Annotated in this window: 15 protein-coding genes; 6 read left to right on the top strand and 9 right to left on the bottom strand. The window is 68.8% G+C overall.

Annotated elements, in window-relative coordinates; all coding sequences use genetic code 11:
* Positions 1–28: 28 nt before the first annotated feature.
* The gene (locus ACQPXD_RS13625; RefSeq protein ID WP_432838275.1) at positions 29–727 is read left to right on the top strand and encodes an ArsR/SmtB family transcription factor; all 699 of its coding nucleotides are present in this window, start codon (positions 29–31) and stop codon (positions 725–727) included.
* Between the two features lie 86 nt (positions 728–813).
* On the opposite strand, the gene ACQPXD_RS13620 is transcribed toward ACQPXD_RS13625, so the two are convergent.
* From ACQPXD_RS13620 to ACQPXD_RS13600, 5 genes are all read right to left on the bottom strand, one after another.
* Entirely contained in the window at positions 814–1,845 is a 1,032-nt protein-coding gene (locus tag ACQPXD_RS13620; RefSeq protein ID WP_432838273.1) for a WD40 repeat domain-containing protein, read from the bottom strand.
* Between the two features lie 214 nt (positions 1,846–2,059).
* On the bottom strand, positions 2,060–2,155 hold the full coding sequence (locus tag ACQPXD_RS13615) for a hypothetical protein (protein WP_432843828.1): 96 nt from the start codon (positions 2,153–2,155) through the stop codon (positions 2,060–2,062).
* Complete coding sequence (locus tag ACQPXD_RS13610; RefSeq protein ID WP_432844392.1) at positions 2,116–2,502, bottom strand: hypothetical protein; 387 nt, start codon at positions 2,500–2,502, stop codon at positions 2,116–2,118. Before ACQPXD_RS13610 ends, ACQPXD_RS13615 begins: the two co-directional genes overlap by 40 nt.
* Before the next feature lie 25 nt (positions 2,503–2,527).
* The gene (locus tag ACQPXD_RS13605) at positions 2,528–4,243 is read right to left on the bottom strand and encodes a putative bifunctional diguanylate cyclase/phosphodiesterase (protein ID WP_432838271.1); all 1,716 of its coding nucleotides are present in this window, start codon (positions 4,241–4,243) and stop codon (positions 2,528–2,530) included.
* Positions 4,240–5,040 carry an SAM-dependent methyltransferase gene (locus tag ACQPXD_RS13600; RefSeq protein ID WP_432838269.1) on the bottom strand — a complete coding sequence of 267 codons (801 nt, stop codon included), beginning with the start codon at positions 5,038–5,040 and terminating at the stop codon, positions 4,240–4,242. Before ACQPXD_RS13600 ends, ACQPXD_RS13605 begins: the two co-directional genes overlap by 4 nt.
* A gap of 527 nt (positions 5,041–5,567) precedes the next feature.
* Here ACQPXD_RS13600 and ACQPXD_RS13595 point away from each other — a divergent pair.
* The 3 genes from ACQPXD_RS13595 to ACQPXD_RS13585 all read left to right on the top strand — a co-directional run bounded on the left by ACQPXD_RS13595 (position 5,568) and on the right by ACQPXD_RS13585 (position 8,702).
* Positions 5,568–6,485, top strand: coding sequence for an NADP-dependent oxidoreductase (locus ACQPXD_RS13595; RefSeq protein WP_432838267.1), 918 nt, complete (start codon positions 5,568–5,570; stop codon positions 6,483–6,485).
* A gap of 308 nt (positions 6,486–6,793) precedes the next feature.
* Positions 6,794–7,195 (top strand): YybH family protein, encoded by a 402-nt coding sequence (locus ACQPXD_RS13590; RefSeq protein WP_432838265.1) that lies wholly within the window; start codon positions 6,794–6,796, stop codon positions 7,193–7,195.
* A 43-nt stretch (positions 7,196–7,238) separates the two neighbouring features.
* Positions 7,239–8,702 carry an FAD-dependent oxidoreductase gene (locus ACQPXD_RS13585; protein WP_432838263.1) on the top strand — a complete coding sequence of 488 codons (1,464 nt, stop codon included), beginning with the start codon at positions 7,239–7,241 and terminating at the stop codon, positions 8,700–8,702.
* A gap of 483 nt (positions 8,703–9,185) precedes the next feature.
* On the opposite strand, the gene ACQPXD_RS13580 is transcribed toward ACQPXD_RS13585, so the two are convergent.
* Both ACQPXD_RS13580 and ACQPXD_RS13575 read right to left on the bottom strand, forming a co-directional pair.
* Positions 9,186–9,437, bottom strand: coding sequence for a hypothetical protein (locus tag ACQPXD_RS13580; RefSeq protein WP_432838261.1), 252 nt, complete (start codon positions 9,435–9,437; stop codon positions 9,186–9,188).
* Between the two features lie 9 nt (positions 9,438–9,446).
* Positions 9,447–10,109, bottom strand: coding sequence for a hypothetical protein (locus tag ACQPXD_RS13575; RefSeq protein WP_432838259.1), 663 nt, complete (start codon positions 10,107–10,109; stop codon positions 9,447–9,449).
* 284 nt (positions 10,110–10,393) lie between these two features.
* On the opposite strand from ACQPXD_RS13575, the gene ACQPXD_RS13570 reads away from it, so the two are divergent.
* Positions 10,394–11,242, top strand: coding sequence for a hypothetical protein (locus ACQPXD_RS13570; RefSeq protein ID WP_432838257.1), 849 nt, complete (start codon positions 10,394–10,396; stop codon positions 11,240–11,242).
* Between the two features lie 529 nt (positions 11,243–11,771).
* Here the strand turns inward: ACQPXD_RS13570 and ACQPXD_RS13565 are convergent.
* A complete protein-coding gene (locus tag ACQPXD_RS13565) occupies positions 11,772–11,933 on the bottom strand; it encodes a hypothetical protein (RefSeq protein ID WP_432838255.1) in 162 nt (53 codons plus the stop codon).
* A gap of 69 nt (positions 11,934–12,002) precedes the next feature.
* On the bottom strand, positions 12,003–12,470 hold the full coding sequence (locus tag ACQPXD_RS13560; protein ID WP_432838253.1) for a DUF2690 domain-containing protein: 468 nt from the start codon (positions 12,468–12,470) through the stop codon (positions 12,003–12,005).
* Between the two features lie 193 nt (positions 12,471–12,663).
* On the opposite strand from ACQPXD_RS13560, the gene ACQPXD_RS13555 reads away from it, so the two are divergent.
* Positions 12,664–16,440, top strand: coding sequence for an AAA family ATPase (locus ACQPXD_RS13555; protein ID WP_432838251.1), 3,777 nt, complete (start codon positions 12,664–12,666; stop codon positions 16,438–16,440).
* The last annotated feature ends 91 nt before the right edge of the window (positions 16,441–16,531 follow it).

The following is a 16,531-nucleotide window of genomic DNA, read 5'->3' as shown; positions in this document are numbered from 1 at the left end:
GAAACTGTTCTTGCCGTAGTCTGGCCCAGTGCACGCGCCCGACTACAACCTGGCGTCTGCCGCCAAGGCGGTCGCCGACCCAGTCCGTGCTGCCATGCTCCTCAGACTCATGGACGGGCAGGCCCACACAGCACGCGACCTAGCCAACGCCGCAGGTGTCCGGCCTTCGGCGGCGACATCACACCTTCGGCACCTGCTAGATGCCGGGTTCATCTCCGTCAACATCGTCGGGCGGCAGAAGCAGCACCGGCTCGCTTCAGCTGAAGTGGCGACGGCCATCGAAGCGCTGGCGGCCGTCGCGCCGCTCTTGCCGGTGGAGTCACTACGGGACGCCCAGCGCGGCGCGAGACTTCAGGTCGCCCGGGCCTGCTACAGCCACCTCGGCGGCCACTTGTCCATCGCCATAGCCGACCGCCTCGTCACCGGCCGGGTCATCGACCCCCTCGCTGCCGGATCAACGGGGTCCGTGTCGGCCTTCGACCACCCTCTCCTGGTCCACTTGGGCATCGCCTCGTTGCCATCAGGCTCCGGCCCGGCTGTTCGCGGCTGCCTCGACTGGACCGAGTCCGCACCACATCTTGCTGGGCGGCTGGGTTCAGCGCTCCTTGCAGCGCTGCTCGAACAAGGCTGGCTGGCTCGCAGGGCAACAGATCGAGCACTGACCATAACCTCCGTCGGCGAAACCCACCTGTCGGCGTTAGGCATTCACCTGCCACCAAGGGTCTGATCCATTTCTATCACTGGGACAAGCGGGTAGTTGGGCAGATCCCGACGCCGCCACTTGACTCTGCCGTCGCCGGGGCGAACGTCCGTTCAGTTCCGGGTCAGGTGCCACAGCCGCACGGTCTTGTCGGATCCGGCGCTCGCGAGGGTCTTGCCGTCAGGGCTGAAGGCGACGCTCGTGACGTACCCGCTGTGGCCGGTCAGCGTGGTGACCGGCCGCTGCTCGGCGATGTCCCACAGCCGCACGCCGGCGTCGGCGCCGCCGACTGCGAGGGTCCGGCCGTCCGGGCTGAAGGCGACCGTGTTGGCCCGGTCGGTGCCCGTGTCGAACGTCGCCACCTTCCGCCCGCTGACCACCTCCCATAGCCGCACGGAGCCGTCCCAGCTGGCGGTGGCGAGGGTTGAACCGTCGGGGCTGAAGGCGAGATCGTTGACGATGGCGTCGACCTCCTTCAGGCCGCGGCGGGTGCTCGGGTCCGCCAGCCGCCAGAGCTCGGCGGCGCCGTCCCAACTGCCGGCGAGGGTCGTGCCGTCCGGGCTGAAGGCGACGGCCCAGATCGCGTTGAGCGTGGTGGTCTCGGGGCCCTTGAGCATGCTGCGGACTGTGCCACCGGACGTCCACAACTTGAGCGTATGGTTGCCTCCGCCGGTGGCGATCGACTGCCCGTCGGGGCTGAAGGCAACGGACGAGCCGGCAGTGAGCGAGATGCTGTACTGCCCGGGGCCCCGCTCGGTGATCGGCTCGAACTCGCGGTCCACCTTGCCGTCGCTCACCGTCCACAGCCGTGCGGACCCGTCCGAGCCCGTGCTGGCGACCCTCTTTCCGTCCGGGCTGAAAGCGATGCGATGGACGCGCTCGCCCTCGACGAGTACCTTGCCGGCGTTGCCGTCGGCGGCGTTCCACAGCCGGATGCTGGTGTCCGCGCTGCCGCTGGCGAGGGTCGTGCCGTCGGGGCTGAAGGCGACGTCATTGACGATGTCGGTGTGGCCGGTCAGCGTCGGACCGGCGGTGGCACCCGTAATGACGCCGGCGCTCCAGGGCTTCCAGGTGAACACGGTCACCGCGCCAGCGGCGACGAGCACTGCCGCCGGAACGATCCACCGCAGTCGCAATGCATTCACGCCGACCACTTTATCAGTGCCGCCTGGGAGGGCAGTGGCGGTTCACGGGTGCGCGGCGAGGAACCCGCGCGACTGTTCCTGGACGTCCGGCGGAGGTGGGACAAGTCTTCGAGCTGGCCGGCGCCGAGGGTGGTGCTGTCCACCCGCACACTCAACCAGCTCGCGGACCTGATCGATGCCCCTCACGCGAGATGAGGGGCAACCGCCGGGCTACTCACCGCCGTGCGTTGGCCGCGTGGGGCGCGCCGCAGGCGGCGTTGAGCGCCGCGGTCAACTGGCCGGCTTCGGGCCGGTCGCCGGCCCAGGCGATGTGTGCGTCGGGACGGACGAGCATGTCGGCGTGGAAGGGTCGGCCGGAGCCACGACCGTCACTCGGTCGGCCCAGGGCGCGATGATTCCGTGGGCCGCCATTCCCGGCGCGACCAGCACGAACCTTCCGCCGCGCAGGGCTTCGTAGAGGCGGGCGGGGTCGCCGGCCAGGGCGACGTCCGTGGCCCGTCGCGCGGCCCGGTAGTCGATCCCGATGCCCGAGATGACGCCGGTGGCCTTGCGGGCGATGGGGCCGAGCTTGAGCAGTGTCCCGGCGATCAGGTTGCGCGCGATCTGACGCCTGGCGCAGCGATCTGGGCTGACAACCCTGGTTTCCCGCAGTGCCACCTTTGGGCTCGTGCGGGCGCCTGTTCTATGCGCGGTCGCGGAGACGGGCGGGGAGGTCGGCTGCGTCGACTGGCCGGCTGAAGTAGTATCCCTGGCCGTTATGGCAGCGCAGTTGGTGCAGTTGGGTCAGCTGGTCAATGGATTCGATGCCCTCGGCGGTGACGTTCAGGCCGAGATCGAGGCCGATCCGGACGATCCCGTGGACGATCTTCGCGGCACGGGGGTCGCCGGCGGTGAGGCTGCGGGTGAACGAGGCGTCGATCTTGATCCCGTGCAGGGGCAGTTCGGCGAGGGCGAGGTAGTTGGCGTTGCCGGTGCCGAAGTCGTCCAGGACGAGTCGCACACCGATGGCGGCGAGCTCACGCAGGATGGCGATGCTGTCGGTGTTGGTGCTGATCTGCTCGGTCTCAGTGATCTCGATCTGCAGCCGTGACGGCGCCAGTCCAGACCGGTCCAGTGCGTCGGCGATCTGAGCGATGATCTCCGGCTGGGTCAGGTGCTCGGGTGCGATGTTGAACGACAGGTACGGCGCCAGCGCAGATGCCGCCGGCCAGGCGGCCGCGTCGTGGCAGGCCCGGTTCAGCAGGCGCACGGTGAGCGGGACCATGTAGCCGGTGGCGGTGACCAGATCGAGGAAATGGCCGGGCCGCAGTTGCCCTTGTTGGGGGTGTTGCCACCGCACGAGCGCTTCAGCGCCGATCATGTTACCGGTGTCGAGCGCGACGATCGGCTGGTAGACGGGCTGGAACTCGCCCCGGTCGATCCCGGCGGGGATGTCGGCGGACAGCTCTTGCCGGGCGAGTTGCGTGTCGTTGCGTGCCGGGTCGAACGGCCGCCACGTGTTGCCGCCCGCCGCCTGGGCCCAGCCGAGCGCGACCTCGGCGGCGCGGATGAGTTCGCCGGCGTCGCTGCCGGCCAGGGGCCGTTCGACGATCCCGGCGCTGGCCCGCAGTCGCAGCCGCCGGGTCCCGGCCTGGATGGGCTCAGCCAGCAGGCTGAGGACCCGGTCGGCGACCTTGATCACGTCCTCGAGGCTTGTGGTGTTCTCGACCAGCACGGCGAACTCGTCGTCACCCAGGCGGGCCACGAAACCGCCGACGTCACCGACGTAGGTCTGGATGCGGATGGCGACCTGACGCAGCACCGTGTCACCCGCCTGTAAACCGGTGCTGTCGTTGACCGCGCGGAACCCGTCGAGGTCGACGATGCACACACCGGCCCGGGCGTCGGGACGTTCGCGGATGAGCTGGGTGAGCCGGTCGGTGTACAGCGTGCGGTTCGGCAGGCCGGTGACCTGGTCGTACAACGACGCTTGGAGCAGCGCTACTTGTGCTTGCCGGCGGGCGGTGACCGCGGCGCGCAGCAGCGTCTCGTGTCCATCCAGCGCCAGGTCATGCGCCACAGCGGTGTGCCCACCGACCACGGCGGCCTGCAGGTGCGGCAGCAGCCGGCCGGCCGCGCCGGGGTCGGAGCCGCTGAGCTCATGCGCGTATTCGGCGAACAGGATCAGCGTGGTGGCCGCGACGTCGGGCTGGGTGAACCCGGCCCTGGCCAGCGCCATACCGACCGCCCGCGCCGGGCGTGGGTCCCAGCGCGGGGCGGCCAGACAATCCGCGAGCTGCGTGGCCAAGCCGATGAGCAGCGCTTCGCGCTGGACCCAGGGCATCTGGTTGATCGGCAGCCGGCGGATCCACTCCCGCGCGAACCGCACCACCGGCGCGTCAGGTTCCGGACGCCTCACGGCTTGCGTCCGACCCCGGCCAGGTTCCCTGACCGCTCCGGCCGGTCCGGCACCTCGTGGGGGGATTCGGGCCGCCACAGCGGTGCCCACACCAGTCCCGGATCGACCAGGTCGAACCCGTCGAACAGCCGCTGGACCTGCTCGGGCGTGCGCAGCGTCATGGGAGTGGTCGTCCGCTTGGACAGATCCACCACCAGGTCCGCGTCCTCAACCCGGGTGTTGACTCCGTGCGCCATCGCCAGGTAGCTGCCCGGCCGCAGCGCGTCGCGGAGGGCGGCGATGATGCCGGCGGGGTCGTCGTCGTCGCTGATCGCGTGCAACACCGCGATCGCCAGCACCGCGACCGGCCGGGACAGATCCAGCAACCCGGACACCTCGGCGTCGGCGAGGATCTCCGCCGGCCGGCGCAGGTCGCCGCGGACCGCGATCGCGTTCGGATTGTCGGCCAGTAGATGCTGGCTGTGGATCACCGCCACGTCGTCGATGTCGACATACGCCACCCGGGCCTGCGGGTCCGCGGCCTGGGCGATCTCGTGCACGTTGCCCAGCGTCGGGATCCCGGAACCCAGATCGAGGAACTGCGTCACCCCCGCGTCGACCAGGAACCGCACCGCCCGATGCATGAACGCCCGGTTGGTCGCCGCCTGGACCGGCAAGTCGGGGATCGCCTCGATCGCCTGCCGGGCCAACGCCCGATCCGCAGCGAAGTTATGCGACCCGCCCAGCAGATAGTCGTAGATCCGCGCGACGCTAGGACGGTCAATGTCCAGCCCATCGGGAACCCAGTCCGGCTGCATCCGCCCACCACTTCAGAGTGCGAAACCCGCAACAACGACGCCGATTCTCCGGCACACCCGGCGAAACAGGAAGACACGACCACACCACCAGCCCACATAGTACGTGTGGATGTTGGCGACGGTGAGGCCGCGCATCTGCTGGCTGCCGGTCGTATTGACCTTGTCGCCGATCTGGACGTCCTTGATCGGTTTCGTCGTGTCGTCGGCGAGGAGGACAGGAGTGGAGTGGACGGATCGAAGCTGATCCCGTCTACCTGCAGTCGACCGAGTTTGTGCTCGACCCGACCAGGTACGTGGCCGTCAGCGTCTACTCTGCGGAGCCATCGGACAACTCGTCGGACGACGTCATCGGACTGGTCCGCGACCTGGGTGAACACCGGGCGTAACCATGGCTAGTCGGCACCGGCCGTGCGGCACGGCGACACGATCTACGTGTCCGGATAGTTCTCACGCCGAGGTCTGGTGCCGCTAACACTGGTGAACCGAAAGTGCCGTGCAGGCGAGGACGGGGCAAAGGCAGGTGCCGGATGAAGGCGATTGTGGTGACGGACCAGGCTGCGGGAACGGCCGGGATGACGCTGGTGGAGCGGCCCGAGCCGTCGGCAGCGATCAACGACGTCGTTGTTCAGGTTCATGCGTCGGGATTCGTCCCGACTGAGATGGCGTGGCCCTCGACCTGGACCGATCGCCTCGACCGTGACCGGACACCGTCGATCCCCGGGCACGAGCTGGCAGGCGTGGTCACCGCTCTCGGGTACGGCACGACCGGTCTGTCTGTTGGACAGCGGGTGTTCGGCCTGACGGACTGGCATCGCGACGGCACCCTGGCGGGGCATGTGGCCGTCGAGGCACGCAACCTCGCGCCGCTGCCGGGCGACGTCGACTTCACGGTGGGCGCGAGCCTGCCAATCTCGGGCCTGACCGCGTGGCAAGGGCTGTTCGAGCACGGCCGCCTTCAGGCGGGGCAGAGTGTCCTGGCGCACGGCGCGGCTGGCGCGGTCGGGACGATGGTGACGCAACTCGCGCGCGAGGCTGGCGCGTATGTCATCGGTACAGGGCGCGCGGCCGACCGTCAGAAGGCACTCGACTTCGGCGCGATGGAGTTCGTCGACCTCGACAACGACGCCCTGGAAGACGTCGGCGGCGTTGATCTGGTGTTCGATGTCATCGGCGGCGACATCCAGAATCGGTCTGCAGGCCTGATTCGCGCCGGAGGAACACTGGTGACCGTCGTCGGGCCGCCCGAGGCGCGGCCCGCGGACGGCTTGGCGATCGACTTCGTCGTCGAGTCCGATCGCACCCAACTGAGTGAGATTGTCCACCGGGTGCGGGACGGACGACTGCGGACAAACATCGGCAACACCGCAACCCTCGACGATGCCGTCGCCGCCCTCAACCCGACCGAGCGGATCAGCGGGAAGACGATCATCCGCGTTCGTCCGTGAGGACTCGGGGACGCGATCGTCGGGCGATAGGCATTCCCTGCCGGTACTCCATCAACCTGCACGTCTTCTGCCGTGGTGGCGCGGCGGATCGACTGGCGGGCCAAGATACCGAACCAGGTCTCGATCTGGTTGATCCAGCCCGACCCGACCGGGGTGAAATAGAAGATGACCCGCGGATTCTCCTCCAGCCAGGCCATCACCCGCGTTCTCCTCCAGCCAGGTCATCACCCGCGCTATAGCGTGGGACGCATCGCAGCTCAACCAACACGAACAGGAGACCGCTTAACCAAGACGAACAGGAGAGCGCGATGTCCGATTCCTATTCCCTCCCCGCTGAACCCGAAGGCGTCATCCCGTCGCTGATTGAGCGATTCAATTCCGGCAAGGTCAGCGAGATGATGACCTTGTACGAAGGAGCCGTGCTCGTCGCCGACGACGGGCGGACCGTCACTGATCGCGCCGAGGTCGCTGCCGAACTCGAGCGCGATCTCAGCCTCGGCCTGCCGCTGGCGGCCAAGGCGCGCCATGTGTTCGTTGCCGGCGATATCGCCGAGATCGTGGTGGACTGGGCAATTGATGGCACCGGTCCCGACGGCAGGCATGTGCACGTCGCGGGCACGGCAAGCGATGTCGCGCGCCGCGGCGCGGATGGACTCTGGCGGTACCTGATCGACAATCGTCTTGGGACGGCGGTACGACAGCCCGCCTGACACGTGTGCGCCACGGCAATTCTCGGGGAACGGAGGATGCGCCATGAGGACTATCGAGCTGTACCCCGATGACGTTTACAACCAGCGGACGATCCGCCAGGGCCACCCATTTGACTGGGTCAACCGCGAAGGTGGTGACTACGACTTGGTGGTGCTCGGCGGCGGACCGGGCGGCCTCACCGCCGCCACGACTGCTGCCGCAGGCGGGTACCGCGTCGCGATGACGGAGCAGCGACTGACCGGGGGCACCTGTGTCAACTTCGGCTGCACGCCGAGCAAGGCGCTGATTCGCTGCGCACGCGCGGTACACGATGCGAGCCGCGGGGCCGAGTTCGGCTTTCGGCTCGATGGCCCACCCGAAACTGATTTCGGCTCGGTCATGGATCGGGTCCGCAGGATGCGTTCCCTGAGCAGCTCAGGCGATGCGGTCGAGGTGGCCGAGCAAGCGGGGGCGGAGGTCTACCTCGGGCATACGCGCTTCACCGCGCCAAATGCCGTGGAGGTCGAGGGCGGGATGCTGCGATTTGGGAAGGCTGTGATCGCCACCGGATCGGAGCCCGTGGTGCCTCCCATCGAGGGACTGCGGACCGGCGAGTACCTGACCAACGAGACCGTCTTCTCACTGACCGAACTGCCAGCCAGGCTGGTCGTCATCGGCAGCGGTCCGCTGGGATGCGAGCTGGCCCAGGCCTTCCGCCGTCTCGGCAGCGAGGTGGACCTGGTCAGCCACCCCACGACCCTGCTGCCCCATGATGAGCCGGAGGTCGGTGAGCTGATTGGTCGCCGGTTCGAGCAGGAGGGGATACGGCTCCATCTTGGGTTCATGGCAGTACGGGCGGACGCCGGCCGTTTGCTGACGCTGGGCCCCGGCGGGACACGCGAGCTGCCCTATGATGCGCTGCTGCTCGGCACCGGCCGCAAGGCGAACGTGGAGCATCTCGACCTGGACGCGGCAGGGGTACACGTCGCCAGGGACGGCGTCGAGGTAGATGAATACCTGCGGACCAGCAACCCCAACATCTATGCCGCTGGCGACGCGACCTTCCCGCAGAAGTTCACGCACGCGGCCAACGCGACAGCGCGGCTCTGTATCGCGAACGCGCTGGACGGAGCGCATCGCCCGGCACGGGAACTCGTCATTCCCCACTGCACCTACACCGATCCCGAGGTGGCCGAGGTGGGCCTGACACCGCGCCGAGCCCGCGACGAAGGCGTCGCCATCGACGCTTACCGGCTCGACCTTGCCAAGGTGGAGCGGGCGTTCATCGACGGCGAGGAGGAGGGATTCGGTACGATCTATACGCACAGCGGCAGCGGCGAGATCGCAGGAGCGACGCTTGTGGCGGCGCACGCCGGTGAGATGATCAGCGAGCTGACGCTGGCAATCACGAACCAGCTGACGCTGGAAGCGCTCGCCGACACGGTTCACTGCTACCCGACACAGGCCGAGGTCTTCCAGCGGATCGCACTGCACGCCGGACCCCAGAGGGTCGCTGTGGCCCACTAGACTGGCTAGGGCGGATCGTTAAGTCTGGCGTAGATGCTGGACGTCCAATTTGATCTTCGTTTACGAGAGCCGCGCCCGAGAGGTTCAGGACCGGCCCTCCGTGACCACATATGTACATGGCGAACATGCGGCGGGACCCTGGTCGGCGAACCACCGGCAGGTACGGCGGATCGCGCACTTCGGTAGATCGAGCTGAGGCTCTCCGGTGCCCTGATACGACTCGACCAACTTGGCGCCCAGTCCACAGTGGTCACCGGCCCAGAAGCCGCAGTTGCCAGTGACGCAAGGACCGGCGAACCGGTAGTGGCCCTCCAATGGCCCCTGCGATTCGTCCAGGACTTCCCGGACTGAATCGATCGGTACCTCAGGAGTCACGTACGCCACTGTTCGCGCCGGTGTGATCATGCCGAGAAACACGGTGGAATTCTCGACCGAGGTACTCGGGCACATCCGCTCCGGTTCACCGGTCATCTCGCTCGCCGCCTACTGATAGAAGCCGATGTCGTTGATCTTCTGACCGATCTCGTCAGCGTAGGGGCCATGGATAACCCAGATGCCGAGCCACTCCGGACGCAGCTTGATGTTGCTGTGTCCGACCACGACCGGGTTGGACAGGCGGGCGACGTTCTGCAGTGCCGCGAGTCCGGCCTTCTGGACCTCGGCCGCGATCTGGGCCTTGGCGGTTTCGTCCAGGTCGACGCCGTCGACCACGAAGCGGAAGTCATAACGTGCCATACGTGCTCCTCACAGTTCGGTACCGAGCCCGCGCCGAAGCGTGGCCCGGGTGAAATTGGTCCAGCCGGCGCGGCTGGTGACGCTGCCCTCGCGCCCGGACGAGCGGATGGCCCGTTCGGCCGCCTTCTCCCAGTCAGCCGACGCGTCTTGCCAAACGTTGGCGAGCGCCGCCCGGGCAAACGCGATCTGCGCGGGTGATCCGGTGAACCCGGCATGCTCGTCGGTCACCCGCACCTGCGTATCAGTCAGGGCCACCGTGGGGAAGTGGTAGTACAGGCTGGCGACCGTGGCCCAGTAGCGAGCGTCACGGTCCCGCGCGTCAAATCCGCTGTAGCGGCGGTCGGCGCGTGTGTAGGTGATGCCGGTCAGCACGAATGTCTGGCCGTCCGGCGTGGCTCCCGCCGTTTGCACCTCGAACGGGGCGATCCAGCTCGCGGGCGCGTTCGCCCACCAGAACCGCAGCCACTCGCTGAGCCGCTCGTGGAAGTCCATCGCGTAGCGCAGCGTGACTGGACGTCCTTCCGACGACTTGGTGATGGCCGTGCCGAGCTGATCTCGATCGATGAGTGCGGCGGCCGTCTTGGCGTCGGCGCCCGGAGCCGCCGCCGCCGGCTTGGCCAGCGCAAGCACCGAACCTACGGTGGCCGCGGTGATCACCGCCCTGCGGGACATCGATGACGATGTTGGTCCCATGAGCCCCCTTTCGTTCCTTCCAATAGACGTCAAACAATGCATGAAGCCCAACCTGCGGACAATCGGAAATGCGTCACTATCTATATTCATAGTTTCTGGTCAATGCGCCCACTTGTTCACGAAATGCCGTGGCCGCGGTGGACGGCGACGACCGGCGTTGGCGTGCGCGAGCCGCGGCAGTGCTGTCCGGTAGCTGACGTTGGCAGGCGCGGTCCGGTGACATCGATAACCATTGGGCCACCTCGACCTCGGAAGGGACCCCCATGGCACTCCGAGCACGCCGTACCCACGGGCGGATCGGCATGGCGCTGCTGGTGGTCAGTGCCGTCGCCACCGCACTCCTACCGGCAACGGCCGCCCACGCCGACCCGCCACACCCTCCGCCCACCAGCGTCCCCCCGGGCGCCGGCTGGTCGGCGAGCTGGCATTACGAGGACCCGACCGACGCGCAGGGCACGTTGGCGTACTCGATGCGGATACCGAGTGTCACCCTGGACGGGTACGGGTGGGACAGCGACACCACTCGCGACATCGGCTTCTCCCTCACTGACACGTCGCCCGACCCGAGCCTGTGCGCCTGGCTCACAGTCACCGGCAACGACGAGTCGTACTACTGGGTCGCCTGCGACGGCACGGTCAGTGCGACCTTCCACGACACGACGCCCGGCGACTACACCGTGGTTCTGCAACTGCGCAACTACTACGACACGTGGCACGAGACGGCAAAGATGATCCTGCCGTCCGGCTCCAACGACCCCGAACTCCGCATGTGGCCGAACCACGGCGGCTGGGAGTTCCTGAGCCCGAGTGTCGTGCACTACAGCCTGCAACGGCCCGGCGCGGTCATCGACGGGTACGCCACCGGGTGGCCGACCAGCACGGCGTCGACAACTACCAACGCCTCCACCTGTTCGGTCACCGCCGCGTACGAGTTCGACTACAACCCGGGCACCCTGGGGTACCAGACCGCCTGCGCCGGCGCGCCCGCGGCATTCGCGGTCACCACGCTCTACGGGTTCAAGATCATGAGCTGTCTGACCACCGGTCGGACCTATCGGCTGCCGGGGATTCCGATGTACGGCAACAGGTGCGTGTCCCTGTACATCCTCTAGTGTCGAACCCTCGCTGCCAGCTTTCACCCACGTCCGCAACGCCTCTGGATGCACTCCAAGCTGGTCAGCGATCCGCCGGATCGCGCCCACCGCGCTGGCCGGGTCCCAGCGGGCCTCGACCGCCAACCGGGTCGCACGCTCACGCAACTCATCGTTGTGCCGGCATAACGGTCAATCCTCCGGGTGTTCGATGTCTCCATCAAACCCGGTGCGGGACACGGGTTCTGCCACCGAAGTCCTGCGTCTACCTCCGTGACCCACATCGGACCTGGATAACATCGTCCAGGTTCGATGCAATCCGAACGACGATACCGTTCCGGCAGTTCGATCGTCGAGCATGAATGCTGTGTCAGCACCTGCTCGTCCGAATTCCACCGGTTCGACAAGGACCGTGTCGGCGCGTTTTCCTGGCTGTGCGGATCGTCTGCGTCCTCCTGAGCAGCTGGCAGATTCGCATCTCGATCGCCAACGCCGTCACCGTCATGCGCGAGGATGTGACGCCGAGCTCGACCCGCTGGGTCATCCTCGCCTAGGCCACGTCGACCGACCGTGCTGGCGGCGGCAACAACACCTGGTCGATCCGGGTGTCGATTGCGAACGAGCTCGCGGTCATACGCCAGGTCTCGCCGTTGCCGAGCGGCTGGGCGGTGCCGACGCAGGGCAGGTCGCAGGACTGCGGGGGCGACGGCATCCGGTACGGAGCGCGACGCGAGCGCCGAGCCGTCGTCCGCGCTGGAACGACGGCCCGGCACCGGCTTCGTCACGCGCAGGCGAAGAACGCCCACGTCACGTGCTGCCCAGACGGATAGCGGTAGATCTGGGCGCCTGCGCAGGCGGTACTGCGGCCGTCGACCATGCGGGAGTAGACCGGGTTCGCTGCGAGGTCCGGCGAGTACTGGTCGGTACCGGTGGTGCCGTTCTCCCAGGCCGAGGGGCCCACGGTGTAGTTGTTGTAGGCAGCGCTGTTGGCGTACCGGAACTCGCTCCAGTTCGCCTGACAGCCGTAGGAGTAGCGCAGATAGCCGTATCCGACGTACGTCGAGCCATCCCAGACGTCCACCGACGACGACGCCCACTGCGCGCCGTTGCCGGCGCAGCCAGAGGAGTACGGGTTGCCGCCGCTGTAGGCGGACACCGCGTGAGCGGGCGCCGCCACCGCCGTGACGGCGGCGAGCCCCAGGGCGAGCACGACCGCGGATCGCTTCACCAGATCGAACGCTCTCTTCATATTCCAGCCCTCCGCACTGTGGTTTCGCGGGTCCGGATCGGCCCGCTGTCCTCACGATGCGTGCCGTCGCCGTCGTCCGACAGCGCCGGGAAATTGTCCGGACAAGCACGTACAGGCCGCGATCAGGGCCGTACATAGATCAATCAGCGGCCTGTCCACTACGAAAGGTAGCCGCCGGGAGAGGGATCCGATCATGCTCATCCAGCCGGACGATATCGACGACGCCGACGGGTTCGCCCGCGGACTCACCGCGTTGCGCGAGGCGGCCGGGCTGACGATCCGGCAGGTCGCCGCGAAGGTCGGTCCAGGCGTGCCGCACACCACGGTCGGCGGCTGGTTCGCCGGACACGGACTGCCGTCCGTCGCGCTGCGCGGAGTACTCGTCGACGTCCTGCAGGCCTGCGGCGTCGACACCGGCGAGGAGCGCGAGCAGTGGCTGAGCGCCTGGGAGCGGGTGCGCCGTGCGCCGGGGCGCCGGGGCGCGACCGCCGCACCGTACCGAGGGCTCGGCCGGTACGAACCGGAAGACGCTGACTGGTTCTTCGGCCGGCAGGCCCTCACGGCCCGGTTGCTGGAGGACCTATCGGCCCTTGAACGCGACGGCGGCGGGCTGCTGCTGGTCGTCGGTGCGTCCGGCGCCGGCAAGTCCTCCGTCCTGCGGGCCGGCGTGGTCGCGGCCGTGCGGTCGGGCCGGTGGCCCAGCGGGCACAACCGTACCGTCGTGCTCACCACACCGGCCGCCACAGCACTGCCCGAGCTGCGCCGGCAGGTGAGCGCGGCCGGCGACCGCCCGATCGTGATCATCGACCAGCTTGAGGAGATCTTCACCGGCTGTCCCAGCGCGGCGGAACGCGAGGCATACATCGACGCTGTCACCGCGGTGGCCAGCGGGCCGCAGTCCTCGACGGTCGTCCTCGGCCTGCGCGCCGACTTCTACGCCCAGGCCCTGCAGTTCCCGGCGTTGCGCGATGCCGCCCAGCGGCGGCAGGTCGCGGTGGGGCCGATGAGCCCGGCCGAACTGCGCGCGGCGATCACCGACCCAGCCCGCAAGGCGGGCCTGGACATCGAGGACGGCTTCGCTGAGGCCGTCTTGCACGACCTCGCACCGTCCGACACCCATGTCGCCGGTACTCTGCCGCTGCTGTCCCACGCCCTGTTCGTCACCTGGCGCACCGGACGAGGCCGCCGGCTCAAGGTTGCGGACTACAGGGCGGCCGGCGGGATCCGCGGTGCCGTCGCCGAGAGCGCCGACGCGGTCTACCAGGCGCTCACGGCCCGGGAGAAGCAGTACGCCCGGCGGATCTTCCTCAACCTGGTCCACGTCGACGCCGAGGGCGCTAGCACCCGCCGGCGGGTCGGCCGCGACGCGTTGGTCGCGCACCTGGAGACCGAGCAGGCCAGCGCGACGGCCGACGTCATCGACCAGTTCGTGGCGCAGCGCCTGATCACCGCCGACGTCGACGCCGTCGAGCTCAGCCATGAGGCGCTGCTCACCGCATGGCCGCAGCTGGCCGCGTGGATCGACGCCGGCCGGGCGGACTTGCTCACCGGGCGGCAGCTCGCCCAGCTCGCCCGGGACTGGCGCGAGGACGGTCGCCACCCCGATGCACTGCTGCGTGGCACCCGGCTCGCCTCGGCGCAGGCGTGGATCCGCGACCACCCGCACGACGGGACGCAGGATCTGCAGGAGTTCCTCGACATGAGCACTCGCCACGAGCAGCGGCGCATCCGCCGGCTCCGGCAGGCCCTGGCTGTGCTGGTCGCCCTCGTCCTCCTTGCCGCGGCCGGCGCCATGAGCGCCGTCGCCGCCCGCAACGCCGCCGACACGCTGCGGGCGACCGCGGTCAGCGAACGCAACGAGGCGCTGTCCCGCCTCGTGGCGAACCGCGCCGACGAGCTGCGCACCCGAGACAGCTCCTTGTCCGCACAGCTCGCGCTCGCCGCCTATCGGATCGCACCAACCACCGAGGCGCGGTCCAGCATGATCGGCGCGACCGGGACCGCACTCGCGAGCCGGCTCGTCGATCCCGACGGTAACGGCGTCGTCCCGGCCGCCGCGCTCAGCCCCGACGGCCGCACCGCGGTCACACTGCGCAACACCGCCCTGCGCGTCTGGAGGTTCGACGCGACACAGCACCCCCACCTCGCCGCGACCGCCCAGACGCCGGTGCCCGGCTCCTTCACCGCCGTGTCGTTCAGCCCGGACGGCGTACTGCTCGCCGCCGGCACGGACACCGGCTCCGTCCAACTGTGGAATGTCGCCGACCCGGCAGCTCCCCGGCTCGTGCGCGCCGCCACCGCTGCGCCACCCGGCGCCGTCTTCGGGGCCGTCTTCGATGCCATCGGGCGGACGCTCGCCACGACCGGCCACGACACCGCGCAGCTCTGGGACACGACCGCCGCCGCCCTCATCCCCACAACAGCAATCCCCGTGGGTACCGCAGTGCTGAAATCAGTCGCTCTGAGTGCTGACGGCCGAGTCCTGGCTACCGGTGACGCCCGCGGCAGCGTCCTACTCTTCGACCTCACCGACCGCGACCATCCGCTACAGGTCGGCACCGCCACCGGCCCGACGGCCGAAACCGGCCAGGTCGCCGTCAGCCCGGACGGCCACCTGCTCGCGGCCGGCGGCCGCGACAACATCGTGTTCGTCTGGGACATCACCGATCCCGCCCACCCTCGGCTCCAGCACCGCCTGACCGGCGCGAAGAGCTGGATCAACGCCGTTGCCTTCACCAACGACGGCACGCTGCTGGCCGCCGGCAGCTCCGACACCGCCGTCGGCACCCGGCTGTGGAACGCCACGAACGGACAGCTCGTCGCCACCCTGCCGCACCCTGCGCCGGTCACCTCCGTGACCTTCGACGCCACCGGCACACAGGTCCTCACCTCGGCCAACGACGGCATCACCCGACGCTGGCCGGTCCACGGCCCACAACTCCCGGCATACGGCGTGCTGAGCTCCGCGGCGTTTAGCCGGCACGGCGCGATCCTTGCCGTCGGCGGCGCCGCTGACATGCGGCTGTGGAACACCATCGATCCGCAGTCACCGGCACCCTACGGCCCCGTCACCGCCGTTCCCGGCGGCTTCGCCGGCACGTTCTCCTTCACGCCCGACGACCACACGCTCGCGGTCAGCTACGGCGCCGGTCACGGCGTCGGGCTCTGGGACATCACCGCCCCGGCCCAGCCAGCACCGCTCGAACCGCCGCTGGACACCGGCCCGCAACTGACCGAGGCAGTCACCTTCAGCCCCGACGGGCGACTGCTGGCCACCGCCAGCAACGACGGTACGGTCCAACTGTGGGACGTCGCAACGCCCACCCGCCCGGCCCGGATCGCGGTGCTGAGCGGATTCACCAGCTACGTCATGTCCGTCACGTTCAGCCCTGACGGACGCATCCTCGCCGCCGGCAGCGCCGACAAGAGCGTCCGGCTCTGGGACATCCGCCAACCCTCGAGGCCGGCCCAGCTCGGCACACCACTGCAAGCCGGTGACCACTACGTCTACAGCGTCGTGATCAGCCCCGACGGCCGCACCCTCGCCGCCGGGAGCGCCGACTCGACCATCCGGCTCTGGGACATCACCGACCCGGCGCAGCCCAGACCGCTTACTACCCCGCTCGCCGGCCCGACCGACTACGTTTACCTCCTCGCCTTCAACCCCAACGGACAAACCCTCGCCGCGGCCACCACCGACGGCGGCGTCTGGCTCTGGAACACCACTGACCCACGACACCCCACCCTCCGGGCCGCGATCGCGCTTTCTGCCGACGCGCTCTACACGGTCGGCTTCCACCCGGACGGCAGCACGCTCGCCGCCGGCGGCGCCGCCGGCATGGCCACCATCCTCACCACCGATCCGGAGCGGACCGCGACCCAGATCTGCGACAGCACCGGAAGCTCCATCACCCGGGCCGAATGGGACCGCTACGTGCCCGGCCGCCAATACGACCCACCGTGCCGATGACCGAACTGCGACGGCTTGCGTCCACGGACCCTGCCCCGCCGACACATCGATGACCAAGAGAGGCAGCCCGACCCGGGCCGGTGGCCGATAC

It is taken from the genome of Dactylosporangium sp. CA-092794, assembly GCF_050948465.1.
GTDB lineage: Bacteria > Actinomycetota > Actinomycetes > Mycobacteriales > Micromonosporaceae > Dactylosporangium.
This window is presented reverse-complemented; position numbering and strand designations above follow the sequence as displayed.